11 protein-coding genes are annotated in these 13,327 nt (G+C 52.1%); 6 read left to right on the top strand and 5 right to left on the bottom strand.

The features are described 5' to 3' along the window. Positions 1–11: 11 nt before the first annotated feature. Complete coding sequence (locus V0Z78_RS03585) at positions 12–1,130, bottom strand: glycosyltransferase family 4 protein (protein ID WP_336343252.1); 1,119 nt, start codon at positions 1,128–1,130, stop codon at positions 12–14. Positions 1,131–1,377: 247 nt separating this feature from the next. Between V0Z78_RS03585 and V0Z78_RS03580 the strand changes: the two genes are divergently transcribed. The 3 genes from V0Z78_RS03580 to V0Z78_RS03570 all read left to right on the top strand — a co-directional run bounded on the left by V0Z78_RS03580 (position 1,378) and on the right by V0Z78_RS03570 (position 5,561). Beyond that, the gene (locus V0Z78_RS03580; protein ID WP_336343251.1) at positions 1,378–2,466 is read left to right on the top strand and encodes a hypothetical protein; all 1,089 of its coding nucleotides are present in this window, start codon (positions 1,378–1,380) and stop codon (positions 2,464–2,466) included. A 313-nt stretch (positions 2,467–2,779) separates the two neighbouring features. Then, on the top strand, positions 2,780–3,937 hold the full coding sequence (locus tag V0Z78_RS03575) for a phenylacetate--CoA ligase family protein (protein ID WP_336343250.1): 1,158 nt from the start codon (positions 2,780–2,782) through the stop codon (positions 3,935–3,937). Positions 3,938–4,136: 199 nt separating this feature from the next. After that, positions 4,137–5,561, top strand: a complete 1,425-nt coding sequence (locus V0Z78_RS03570) for a lipid II flippase MurJ (protein WP_336343249.1) — start codon at positions 4,137–4,139, stop codon at positions 5,559–5,561. Between the two features lie 47 nt (positions 5,562–5,608). Here the strand turns inward: V0Z78_RS03570 and V0Z78_RS03565 are convergent, their stop codons facing one another. Both V0Z78_RS03565 and V0Z78_RS03560 read right to left on the bottom strand, forming a co-directional pair. Further along, positions 5,609–6,622, bottom strand: a complete 1,014-nt coding sequence (locus V0Z78_RS03565) for a sugar-transfer associated ATP-grasp domain-containing protein (protein ID WP_336343248.1) — start codon at positions 6,620–6,622, stop codon at positions 5,609–5,611. A 447-nt stretch (positions 6,623–7,069) separates the two neighbouring features. After that, entirely contained in the window at positions 7,070–8,167 is a 1,098-nt protein-coding gene (locus tag V0Z78_RS03560) for a sugar-transfer associated ATP-grasp domain-containing protein (protein ID WP_336343247.1), read from the bottom strand. Between the two features lie 185 nt (positions 8,168–8,352). On the opposite strand from V0Z78_RS03560, the gene V0Z78_RS03555 reads away from it, so the two are divergent. From V0Z78_RS03555 to V0Z78_RS03545, 3 genes are all read left to right on the top strand, one after another. Next, a complete protein-coding gene (locus tag V0Z78_RS03555) occupies positions 8,353–9,405 on the top strand; it encodes a sugar-transfer associated ATP-grasp domain-containing protein (RefSeq protein ID WP_336343246.1) in 1,053 nt (350 codons plus the stop codon). Positions 9,406–9,828: 423 nt separating this feature from the next. Further along, positions 9,829–10,518: a ParB N-terminal domain-containing protein gene (locus tag V0Z78_RS03550; RefSeq protein WP_336343245.1), complete on the top strand. Its 690-nt coding sequence runs from the start codon at positions 9,829–9,831 to the stop codon at positions 10,516–10,518. A gap of 161 nt (positions 10,519–10,679) precedes the next feature. Continuing rightward, a complete protein-coding gene (locus tag V0Z78_RS03545) occupies positions 10,680–11,111 on the top strand; it encodes a hypothetical protein (protein WP_336343244.1) in 432 nt (143 codons plus the stop codon). Between the two features lie 101 nt (positions 11,112–11,212). Here the strand turns inward: V0Z78_RS03545 and V0Z78_RS03540 are convergent, their stop codons facing one another. Both V0Z78_RS03540 and V0Z78_RS03535 read right to left on the bottom strand, forming a co-directional pair. Then, a complete protein-coding gene (locus V0Z78_RS03540) occupies positions 11,213–12,313 on the bottom strand; it encodes a sugar-transfer associated ATP-grasp domain-containing protein (protein ID WP_336343243.1) in 1,101 nt (366 codons plus the stop codon). A 416-nt stretch (positions 12,314–12,729) separates the two neighbouring features. Further along, on the bottom strand, positions 12,730–13,047 hold the full coding sequence (locus tag V0Z78_RS03535) for a DUF7344 domain-containing protein (RefSeq protein WP_336343242.1): 318 nt from the start codon (positions 13,045–13,047) through the stop codon (positions 12,730–12,732). Between the last annotated feature and the right edge of the window lie 280 nt (positions 13,048–13,327).

Here is a 13,327-nt window from a genome sequence, read left to right as displayed (position 1 = left end):
CCTCCTGTAAGTTATAGTCTGCTAATAACACACTGATACTTATCTGCTGCTTGTTTGATGGAATACTCTCGTTTCACTAGTTCTCTTCCGTTCTTGCCGAGTCGCTGCCTAAAGGCTTCGTCCTCATGCAACTCGGAGACGTCGTCTATCAGCTTCTCCATCGATCCCGAGTGAAGTCCGACGTCTTTTTGCTTTAAAATGTCATCCAATGTATAGTAGAGAGAGACGACGGGTGTCTCGTATCGCCACGCCTCGAGAAACGTGTTAGGGAACCCTTCGTAGTCGGAAGTATTGACGAATACGGTTGCTTTTCGGTAGTAATCGTGTACTTCCTCGGGAGGGACGTTCTCAATGAACGTGAGATTCGGAACGGCTTCGGCTTCGGACATCAACTCACGGTGAAACCCACTATGACCGATGTCTTGGGAGATCATGACAAACTTGGCATCGGGAATCTCACGCGCGAGTCTGAGATACCGTTTAGGCTTCTTTTGGTCCGGATCGCTACTTCCAACCCAGAGAACGTGCTCTCGTTGCGTCTGATTGAGAACGTCCTCTTCGGGAGGAAGCGTGTACGCGTTCGAAATGACGGTAGATGAACGGTTGAACTCATCCAGCAGCACGTCGTGCTGTCGTTGCGTCTGGGTAATGATCTCATCTGCACGTGGCAACAGGCGGCGGTATACCCTCGCTGTGTGCCCGTATCTCGATTCAAGATATTCTGGGTTGAGATCACTATCGTTCGCTATACCGAATATGAGGGGTTTTCGGTGTAACCACGTTAGCAATCGCGTGGCAATGTAGAGACGCGGTGCACCCCGAACGTAGTACACGTCTGCATCGACGCGTCGAATCGCGCGTTCAAGCTGGGAGAACGCACCCGGTAGATCTCCTGGGTTGGACACGTCTTTCGGACAGCCACGAACCGTTCGTACACCTTTCTGTACTACTTCAGCGGGTTGGCCATGATCACCGACGATCGCAGAGACTTGCTGACCGCGCTTGAGAAGTTCTTGTGCAAGTAGATACTGCTGGCGTTGTGCACCACCAGCCGTGGTATCCGATTGATCCAGGTAATGTTGGAGACGATCAGATATAAAAGAAATATGAGCGAGAGAGTCAGATGGCATCGTACCTCTAGAAACGAAGGTTCTAGATCCTACATCAAAGTAACGATCACAACATGCTCTCTGGCAGTTTAGCACCGTTCTCCATCAAAAATCATACCAAGCGTCGCAAAATGCTTTTCTGAAGTCATTGGCTGTTATTGGTATGACCAGTTGGCAAAATCGTATTCCGGTTTCAGTTCCTGTAGCCTGTTTTCTTCTCGCATTAGCCGTGCGACTGGTTGTGGTCCCAATAACTATTCAGACAAGTATGAATCCCTATGCACTTGCGGATGCAGTCCGATTCGAGAGATCGGCCGCATTCATCGCGGAGGGAGTCACCTCAGGCATCATTTTTGAAGAAGGGATGAGTTATGTGGCGGCAGAGGAGCCAAGTAGTACGTACCGACGCTGGAGCGGAATCCTCTTTTTCGCGTGGTTGCTTCCAGGACCGAGCATCTGGTATGCAACGATCTTCGTTGCCCTGCTCGGCTCAGGGAGCATCTACAACGTCGCCCGTCTCGGGGAGTACCTCCACTCGCAGAAAGCGGGTGCCCTCGCAGCGGTGCCGATGATCTTCTATCCGTCGTACGTCGCCATACACACGGTAATTCTTCGGGAGGCAGCGATACTGTTCGGCATCACTACGACGGCACTGCTGTTGCTGAAAACGATCCGGAATCGACCCGTCGTAGCCATAGTTGGGGCGTCCATATCCATGGCCCTGGTCACCCTTCTTCGACCGGAAAACGGGATACTGCTAGGAGGGATGATCATTGGTGGAGCGATCATGTACGTCCTCCCGATTCGGAAGTCCGTCCTCGCTGGCGTGGGGCTGATCGGCATTCTGGGAGCCGTCGCCTCGATTCCACACATCCAACCCGTTCGCGACTGGTATCTCCGTACTCGTGCCGATCGTTTCGAAGGGCGAACGACCTATCTCGGCTCCATTCCGTTCGAGACGAGCGCTGACGTACTGTTCTCCGGCCTGCTGGCCGCCGTGTACTTCCTGTTCACGCCGTTCCCCTGGATGATAGAGACGCCCGCGGATCTACTGATCGCCGTCGAATCGGCGATCTCAATCGCGTTCTTCGTATTCGCACTCTACGGAACCGTCATCGCGTTCAGACGATTTCCCGTGGCCGTCTCCGTTCTCGTGCTAGGGGCCGTACTAGGGACGATACTGTACGGTCTCGGAACCGTCAACGTCGGAACGGCTACGCGTCATCGACAGTCGTTCCTCTGGGTCATCTTTCTCCTGGGATCGATAGGAGCGGTGGATCTCGTCGCCGGGTTCAGAGGGAGAGCTCCTAGTCGGACGACCAGACGACTGATGAGGGAGGAGAGGAAGATCGGATGATTTAACGAACCGGCAGGGTACCTCATTCCATGGTAACGACCGTTGTTGCGTCCTCGAATCACGGTTTCCCTCGAGCAGACCGGCGTACTACGGCTCCGTTCGGGAACGCGCGTACGACCGGGAAGAGATGAGTCTCAGACAGTACCTACCCCGCGTCGCGTACGCGCTCACTCGACCCGAGGTCCTTGAGTACAGCAGGGATATCGACCGGGTTGAGGAGATGACCGGACCAACGCTTCGACGCTATCAGCGGCGTCGACTGAAGCAACTCCTTCGCCACGCCCATGCCACTGTCCCCTACTATCGGGACATCTTGGAGGAGGCGAACGTCGTAGAGGATGGCGTCGTCGATCTCGACCAATTCACGGAGCTTCCGCTCCTCACGAAGACGGAGCTCCGAGAACAGAACGCACGCCTTCGCTCTACCGAACCCGGATCGAACGTCAGGGAAAACACCTCCGGCGGAACCACCGGTGAGCCGGTTGAGTTCCTCCAAGACGACGAGTACCTCTTCTGGAACAACGCGAACAAGATCTACTACCAGCGTCTCGCGGGACGGGAACTCGGCGAACCCATGGTAAAACTCTGGGGGGATGAAAGTGCAGTTACAGGTGAAAGCAAGGACCTCAAATTCCGTCTCTCGAACTTCATTCTCAATCGGCATTTCCTGAACAGCTATCGGATGAATGCGGAGACGATGACCGAGCACGTCAAGCGGATCAATGAGATCAAACCTCGATCGATGGAGGTCTACGTGGAGTCGATGAACGAGCTGGCCAAGCACATCGAACAGAACGATCTGGCGGTCCACTCACCCAATGGCATCCTCTCGACTGCCGGAACGCTCCACGAACCGGTTCGTGAGCGAATCGAGCGGGTGTTCAACGCGCCCGTTCTCAACAAGTACGGCTCGCGAGAGGTGGGCGACGTCGCGTGCGAGTCTCCACACGAAGAAGGGATGCACGTCTTCGATCACACCCACTACGTTGAAGTAGTCGACGACAACGGCGATCCGCTCCCGCCCGGGAAGGAAGGTGAACTAGCGATTACGGTACTTACGAACTACACGATGCCCCTGATTCGCTATCGGATCGGCGATATGGGCATTATGAAGGAGAACCAAAACGGTGGTGAGCTCCCGTTCTCGAAATTGGAGACGGTAACCGGACGAGTGACCGATCACTTCCGCACGCCCGATGGTGAGCTCGTGTACCCTGGCTACCTCCGGAAGGTACTGTATCACCGTGACTGGATCAAGAAATTCCAGATCAGACAGACAGCCGTCGATCACGTGGTGTACCGGATCGTTCTCACCAACGGATCCGAACCCGCCCGTAGCGAACTCGACGAGATCGAACAGCAGGCGAAGAAACTACTCGGCGACGAGATTGAGATCGAGTTTACCTTTCCCGACGAGATCACTGCGAGCGACTCCGGAAAATATCGCTACACGGTCTCTGAGATAGTGTAGAAGGGGAGTGGATTTCGGATGGGTGAAGCGCGATCTACTCGTATACGGATCTTTTCGGAGTGGGTCAACGCAGGACATCCCTCTCGATATCCCGTCCAAGCACTGCAAGCACCAGAGTACATCGATCAGTCGTATAACTTGAGCGGCATGTCGGCTGAGATAGCCACACTAATGTAGGAACGGGGAATTCGATCAATCAATGAAGCTAGCGCGGTCTGGGATTACACTTTATATTGCGGAAATGGTGGGAGCAGTGCTGAGCTTCGTAGGAATTCTCTATTTCGCTCGCGAGCTGGGTGCCTCAATATTAGGCGTCTTTTTCCTTTTTCAAGCATTAACTGGAGTCTTCTCAATGGTTTCCAACCTCGGGATCCGGGCTGGGATCTCAAAGCGAATGAGCGAGGGGAAGAAACCGGGCGAGTTTCTTTCGAGTGGGATTCTACTCAAGCTCGGTGTGTTACTGCTCGTCGTCTTGGTAATCGAGCTAGGCTCTAGCTATATCAATGAGTACGTCGGAGTGCAAATAGCAGGATTGGTTATAATCACGGTAATATTCCGAGATCTCGGACATTTACTGGTCCATGTGCTGCGAGGAGAATTACGAGTCAGTGAGTCTGCACTGCTTCTGTTCGTCAACAAAGTCGTTTGGATCGGAGTGGCCGTGGTATTGATTTCAATGGAATACGAATTATATGGCCTCGTATACGGGGTGATCGTAGGTCTTGTTGCCAAAACACTAGTCGGCCTGTATCTAGTATCGACAACACCCACGCTCCCTTCAATGGAGGCCGCATCTTCTATTTGGCAGTACTCGAAATACACGATTATTCCCTCCATTGATACATATGCCCATAACTGGACGGACGTGTTGATTATGGGAATTTTTCTGTCTTCAGCTGCCGTCGGCGCCTATGAGATCGCATGGCGTATTATCGGCCCGATCTTCCTCCTAACAAGCTCGATCTCTTCGACCGTCTTCCCTCAGATCAGCGCCTGGGATGCAGAAGGCGAATCAGACCGGATAGAGCGGATTATCCCGAAAGCATTGACTCCAGCTCTAATTCTCATTATTCCGGCGTTCTTCGGTGCTGCACTGTTATCCTTCGAAGCCCTCTCGTTACTGTTTGGGACGGAGTTCGGAGCCGCTGCACTTGCACTCCCAATCCTTATTGCGGGATTGATTCCGCGGGCATTTCGATCAATCGCTGGAAAGACACTTGAAGGAATTGATAAACCTCAGTTCGTTAATCGAGCGTCGATCGTCGATATCGTCGCAAACGTCGTATTGAACGCCATACTCATCTGGCAGATCGGACTCGTCGGTGCGGCGATAGCGACGTCGCTTTCATACACTCTCGGAGCGCTGCTCCGGTGGTACTATCTCCGACAGTATCTCACGCTCCAGATCCCGTATCGAGAACTCGGGTGGTGTATCACCTCAGCTGTCGGGATGTTTACCGCAGTAGGCCTGCTTCAGCAAACGATCGTTGTCGATACGACCGTCCGATTGTTTGCGCTCGTCAGCGTCGGCATCGTTGTCTATGGGGCGATCATACTCATCTACGCGCCGCTTCGAAGGACGATCGTTCAGCAGACGAGCCGTATGATCCGGACGACGCCCTGATCCCGTAGAGGTGCGATGTCCCATCCGACGGACGTCGTGTTCCGTAGTTAATTGATAACACCGTACGTCTCATAGAAGTTCCGTACCCGTTCATCGGCCAACAACGGTCCATGAACCTGCAACGATTTCACTCCGGGGTGGGAGTTGGCCTCAATTAGCTTGAACGATCCCTCGTCATCGGTAACGATTATGTCCCAGCCAACATACGGGAGATACGAGAGATCGTCCGCTATTTCAAGCAACTGCTCACGAATAGCGTCCCAGGCTGGAATTTCGACTCCCGTAATTTCCGCACCCGAATCGGGGTGAGTGTTCTGCCATTCGAGGTCATCCAGCTGGATACCCATTGTTCGATCAGGGTGGGGATACTGGGCAGCAGTTCCGAGCGTGCCAGTTCTTATATCGATGCTCGCCGATAAGCCACCGTCGGAAAAGTTGTCGACTGGTCCCGTTCCGTCTGCACCCATACGCTGGATCGCCTGAGCGATGAAGACATCGTCAGTCTCCGGACAGACCATCGTCACCACGCGGATCGTGTTCGATGTCGCGGGATACAGCTCCCGGGCATAATCCGTTTGTTCGATAAATTCAGAAACGAGATACTCGTCGAGATCGCTCATCAAACCCTCAAACTCACTTGCTGTATGGACCGTACCGTTTATCTGATACCCGTCGTCCGTAACCCGACAGAGCCTGACGTTCTTTCCCCCACCCCCAGTGACGGGCTTGACAACTAGGGATCCCTCTTCATCTAAGGTCTGGCGGATCCATCGGCCAGGACTTATACTAGGTTCAGCAGAGTTATCAATGGGATATACGCGTCCATACTTCAGAACGCCGTAGATGGTCACCCGATGATCCTCGTGTTCATTGAGAAGATGGTAGAACAAGAGCTTGTTGTCGAGGAAGACGCTCCAGTCTGCGTTGATTTCGGGCGATTTGATAAACCGATCGAAATCAGAGAGGTAGGCGTCCGTACCGTTCTCCTGAAGATTGTAGAGCATTAGAGCACGGCTCGTGAATCCATGGAAGTAGAGCCAGAGACGCGTTCGTGTCGGCATGTCGAACGTCCTGCGAAGTTTGCGCTCCTCTTCAAAGAGATGGTACGCCCGTTTGAGACGGGTTATAAACGGTTTGGCAGCGTGATAGGCTCGTTGAATCATACTATCTAGAATGATATCAATGAATAAAGTCACTGTGGTATCCGTCAAACTGGCAAAATACATATAAATGACTTGGATGGAAACCCTCTTGCTGTCATGCGATTTCCTCTAGCGGTATCTTCCTACCGCCTCCGTTGAGAACGGGTAGCAGAGCAGTCCTACGGAATGTCAGAAGAAGAGAATCCCAGCAGAGCCAGATAAACACGCTATGATCGTTATTTCCCTGGTCATCAGTCACTCAGTACTCAAGATTGGGTGAGTATTCGACTTGTTTCAACGAGCCTACTAACTCAACCAGTGAGGACTCCAGAGGCACTCGGTTCAATCGATTCATAGAAAGAGAAGTTACAAGTGATCGTAGAGAGAGCGCTTAACACGAGGATCTTCAAATAATCCCTGGTGGATTTGGATTAAGTTTGGGTCAGGCCGATCATTTACTTCAAGAATTTGAATTCCGTCATCAGTCAGCACGACATCCCACGCGATATACGGTGTAATTCGCATTTCATCTGCTAATTGAAGAATCCGATCCCGAATCATCTCCCATCGTGGGATTTCAACGTCAGTCATTTGGGCTCCGGTATTGGGGTGTTTATCGACGACGTGCATCGTTCCCTTCTCAGGGAAGGCAGCACCCTTGGTGAGCACACCCGTTTCTGCATCGACGCGTGCACAGGCTCCACCACCGGACCAATTGTCAACTGGTGCAGATGCATCGGTCCCAAATCGATGGACTGCGCTCGCAATGAACGGATCACCCGTCTCAGAGTCAAGTAGCGTCGTTAGCCGAAGCGTGTTCACGCTATCGGGGAAAATTTCGGCTGCGTAGTCTGCCTGTTCAATGAGATCCGTAATAATCCAGTCACCCGACTCAACTTCGTCTGCCAACTCACCAGCGTTCTTCACGCCCCTATTGACTTCTAGCTCATCATCGGTAACGTTCACAACGTAGACATACGAACCCTGACCGCCAAGGCTACGTTTAACGACAAACCCTGTGGACTGTGAAGTGACCCAGTCTCGAAATGAACGTTTCTCCCCATCAGGCTGATGAACTACACCGTCGTGAACGTATCCCCGGAGATCAGGAAGCACATCCTCATGCTCACCACCCATATATCGCTGGAAGATGATCTTGTGATCCAGTAGATCTGATGCATGTCGATTCACACGCGAAGCGACGCGTCGGTGCTGATAATGACTCATAAAATCAGCAGGGTCGTTCTCATCAAGTGAATAAAATTCGTAACCATGTGAGAGAAAGCCGCGCCGCCATAGTCCGATCCGCGTTAAAAGGGGAAGGTCAGTATTATAGGCGTGTTCATCGCTGATAAGTCGTAGCATGTCCCCGACCCAGTGGGCAGCAAACTCGAGACTGCTAGCAACGAATCGGAAGGAATCTCGTTCTCTGACAGCGTCAGCCACGCGATGAAGTGCCTGCATATCTGACCTACCACTAGGCAGTAGTAAAAAGTCAGTGGTAAGCAGAGAATTGATAGTCCGTACTGTGTCACTGTATAATACTTTTACAAAACATCTAATTATATCTGTGAGGAACAACTGGGTTCATCATGCTTTCACGCCTCCTTAGTATTAAACGTGAACGAGGAGTTCTTCCGCTGCTAAGCATGATTCTTGATTACTCCAGTGATATGGCAGTGAGTATGATATTGCTTGTAGATGCTGAAGTCAAAGCCGCAAAGAACGCTGATATCAACTGGGCGACTCGAGTCTGGCTCTGGCGGCACGGATTCATTTCGATCGCACCGCAGGTCTTCGACTTCGATAACCACGATCCTGAAGACTATTTGAGTCATGCTCAGCACCGACTTCGGGCCTGTAAAATTGATGAGCCGCTAATTCCTCTGTTTCATGATAAGAGGATGTTCGACCAGCTGTTGAACGCATACGACGAATATCTACCGGAATGCTACGGCGTAATAACAGATGGAGAGGTTCGGCTATTTGATAACGAGGAGTCCCGATCTATCGACGATCTCGTTACCGCTCCACCGACGGGAGGTCTTGTCGTCAAGCCAACAGAGGGCATGGGCGGCAGAGGAGTTGACGTCATTGAGTCGAACGGTGACAGTCTCCGGCTCAACCATAAACAACACGACCCCAGTGACGTTATGACAGCAATCAAAGAACATACGGACTCTCTCCTTTATGAGCGAGTCCAGCAGGCGGACTATGCTACTGATATCTATCCTGATGCGTCTAACACTCTACGAATCATCACGATGATCGATCCAGACACCGATCAGGCATTCATTGCACGTGCGGTCCATCGATTTGGGACCGATGCATCTGCACCAGTTGACAATTGGTCACGTGGCGGGATCTGTGCTGGGGTAGATCTCGAGACGGGGAATCTAATGGAAGTAGCCGAGACACCTGGCGGCGGTAAACTCAAGCGACGTAAAGATCATCCGAATACAGGCGCACCAGTTACCGGCACCGAGGTTGAAAACTGGGAAATGATCCAGGAGGAAATTTGCTCAATCGCAGAATATCTATCCCGAACGCCATATATTGGTTGGGACGTTATCGTCACAGATCATGCATTCAAAATAATCGAGGCAAATGGGAGACCAGGGCCGAATACGATGCAAATTCCGGGCCCGATGCTTACCGACGAACGCGTACAACGATTCTATTGTCATCATGACGTAATTTAATTAGTGGTGTCACTGTAATCGGTGTGAGAGAAGTCGTCTGCGAACGTACTATACATAAATCGAGTATGTTAAAGAACACTTTTAAAGAGTCTGTAGAGAAGGTGTAGAATGGGACCATAACGTGCTTAGTTCTAGTTGTGTCTTAATCTCAATTTCGGCTAAATAAAATGGGTAAGTTTAGATATTATATTATATATAAATACAATGTATATAAAAGCATAATTTATGTAGTATGCGCGGCTGGAGATATATAGGTCAATAGTCGTGTTTGTAGATTGGTGGAAAAGGATCAGACAAATTCAGAAACGACAGTCGACAGAGTATCTAGTGCTTCGTTCGATTGAATTCGCATTACTAAGCGGACCAATGAGTAGCAAACAGACGCGAAGCCTGTATTGGAAAACCGCTCCGAGAGTACTACGGATGCGGACGTACGATATAGAGAACTATACCGAAAACATCGATCCGTTTCAGGTCTTTCAGGTTGATCCCACAGAGATCAGCAAGCTAACCGGAAGAGAATACCCCCATTTACACAGGTTAAAACTGATTGGATCAGTACGAGGAGGAGAGTGGGATCAAAAACAGGAGCGTGATATCTATCCGGGTTACCCATATGATTTCTACAATGCTGAACGATTCGAGGAGACGGTTCTGTATCAATCGCTTCAGGAGCGATTCATCGATGAGGCACCCTGGAAAGACACCGAGTTAGTACAGCGGGCGTTGGAACTCATCAATCAGGGACATTCCGTCTGGCATGGCTGTTCATCCAAAACAGATGTCAGCGAACAGTGCGCCAAACTCGACGAGCTCTACAGATCTATTCAAGAGACGGGCTACAGACACCCAACCGACTCAAAGAAATCATGGGGAATCATCGCCCGGACGCTGAATCAAATCGTCGTCGATATCGGACGAGATGGCGATCTTCTCTTCGCTGATGGAAGACACAGACTTGCCATAGCGAAGATACTCGAGCTTGATACCGTTCCGGTTGTAGTACTCGTTAGACACCGCCAATATATGGATCAAATAACATCGAATAATGCATTTCGTGATCAGACTCTGCTTGAACAGTATAACAAGCAGCCGGAAGGTTATGGGGGATGATCGAAGGAGGAAAAAGCAGCGATAGCACGACACACCAAGACGGGTACGAGAGAATACGATAACAGCGAGCGGACGAAATCGATCGTCGAGGTCGCCAGCGAGACAGACCGCCCGCTAGGGAGCCGCTCTCAGGCCTCTCCGTCGTCATCCCCGTCGAGCCCGTGGGGATCGCAGGTATCCTGTTCATAGACCGCCTGCGTATTGAAGTCGGCACAGTCGTAGTCGCCATTCGGACCACCACTACGGTCTGGTCCGCCAGCATCGGTACTGTCGTCGCCCGTGCTGCTGGAGTCGTCCGGCTCGTCACCACCACTGTCACTATCTTCATCGCTCCCGTGCTCGCCGACGGGTTCGACGATGCCCGCGATCTCCCCGCGAGGGTGCTGGTCGGTGTGGACCGTCACCAGGAGGTCGCCGTCCTCAAGGCGGACGGCTGCTTTGGGAATGTCACCGCGTCGATCTGGCTGAGTGGGCCCTCTGTGATCGTCGTCTTCCGGATGAGCCCCTCAGTACCGTCGTCGAACTCGACCACACCAACGGTCTGCTCTCCGTTGATGGAGAGCGTCGCCCGTCTCGCGTTGCGCAGACAATAAATGTAAAGATCAACACCGCACGGTTCATTGCCAGTCCTACAGCACTCGTTTAGTAGCCGTCTTGGGAGGGGCATCCAGATAGGAGGGAACCGAGAACGAGCTCACTTAATGACGCCATGTGCCTCGTAGAAGCGCCGCACACGCTCGTCAGTCAGTAATGGCCAGTGGACCTGTAAAAACTCGACATCACTGTGGTCGTTCCCCTCGACAATCCGGAATTCACCAGGACCGGTTACGATAATGTCCCACCCGATATAGGGGATATACGATAGTTCGTCCGCGATCGACAGTAGCCGAGTCCGGATCGACTCCCAGCCTGGAACCTGTGTGTCAGCAATCCGCGTATCGGTATCTGGATGAGCCGTATACCATTCGAGACTCCCCTCCTGCCACTGCGCAGCAGCACTGAGCCTACCTGTCTCTCGATCGACCTCAGTAGCGAATCCTCCCTGTTCCACATTGTCCAAACAGCCAGAGGCATCTGATCCGATCCGATGGACCGCCATTGCGATGAAGGGCTCGTCTGTCACAGGGTCGATCATCGTGAGGACCCGGATTGTGTTCGGCGCTGACGGATAGATCTCGGTCGCATAGGTCGCTTGTTCAATGAATTCAGAGACAAGATATTCATCGAGATCATTCACGAGCTGGTCGAACTCAGAAAGGCTGTAGGCGGTTCCATTGACAAGATAGCGGTCACCCAGATCCTGACACAGACAGACGTTTTTGCCACCACCACCAGTAATAGGTTTGATGACGATCTTCCCCTCTCGATCCAAACAGTTACGGACCCAGTTGCCCGCATTCTTCCCAGTGGTATTCTCCCCAGCCCCCTTATGCGATGCAGGGAGTGGATGAGCGCGCCCGTTCTGAAGGACTGCATACACATCCGCACGATATTTCTCATGGCCCGAAAGCAGGTAGTGAAACGCGAGTTTGTTATTGAGAAATACACTCCAGTCGCCATTGATCTCAGGCGTGTAGATATATCGGGCAAAATCGGAGAGATACGCGTTGGGTCGAGTAGTGTCGTACAAGGCTGCAGCCCGGCTCATAAACCCATATGTATAAAGCTGTAATCGCTGACTCAGCGGCATATCAAAAGTTTGGCTGAATTTACGTTCATCACTGATGAGAAAATAGAGGCGTTTCATCTTGTCCACCCGCTGTGTGACCGCGTGATAGAACGGTTTAATTCTCATATGATATTGGAGTAATTACCCAACCATTAAACGATATCGATAGCAAGGATTAGTGGGATTCGATTAAGGAGCCAATGATGGACCTGACGTCAACGATGAGCCATCAGCGTTTCCCGATCAGACCTCAGACACTCCTGTTCCTGAGTCGGTTATCTGGACACATATAACTTGGATACCTGATATAAAATCAATGTGGTATGAAATGAATACTCTCCTGGAAAACGCAGCCGACTGGTCGGTTAAATATGAACGCGAACGATCGCGCAACAATGGCCGTCTCGAGGGAATGGCTGCTGTTGTTGAAGCCTACTGAACGAACCGCTGGGAGACTCGCTGAAACGCCACAAGAGGCCCAGCAGTACCGGCGTGAGATTACTTGAGACACGTGTTCTTCCGTTCCCCGTTTACATCGCGAGTCAGAACCACTCGTCGGGCAACCGGTCGCGACGTTCAATCAAGAGAGCAAGTAACGGCTCGAGTTCGTCGAACAGCGGGCCGCGCCGAACGGTGCTCGCCCCGCGATCCCAGTCGACCACCCCTGCCTCCGAGAGCATCGGGAGGTGGGTGTGCTGCAACTCGGTCGCGATCGTTTCCATATCCTCACCTAAGAACGCGAGGTCGTCCGGTACCGCTACCTCCTCGTTCGGATCGATGTCAGTGAACCGGAGCAGGAACCGCCGACGGTGGCGGTTCGCGAGCAGTCGGAAGGCGGTGTCGCCAGAGATACGCATCATGCAGTAATCTAGTCGTGTAATAGCCTTTGTTATACACGTCCTACATGACGATTTCACGAGATAATCACAGGAGACACGACGGGATCGCTCTTGAAAGTCGGCGAACTTCGACAGTAGACGGAAGGATCCATCGGGCTCCGTCGGCCGTGATCGCTCGCGTTCGAGGGTGGCTTGAACGCTCGGTCTCGCCGGTTCGTTTACTGTGCGCTGCTCGTTTCGAACCAGCACCGGTGTCGGGGCCCGTTACTCCGACCGGTACTGAGACGGCTTTCCGGTCAGA

Origin of the sequence: Halalkalicoccus sp. CG83, assembly GCF_037081715.1 — an archaeon.
Taxonomy (GTDB): domain Archaea; phylum Halobacteriota; class Halobacteria; order Halobacteriales; family Halalkalicoccaceae; genus Halalkalicoccus; species Halalkalicoccus ordinarius.
The sequence above is the reverse complement of the archived record's forward strand: the minus strand, read 5'-3'. Positions and strand labels throughout refer to the sequence as shown.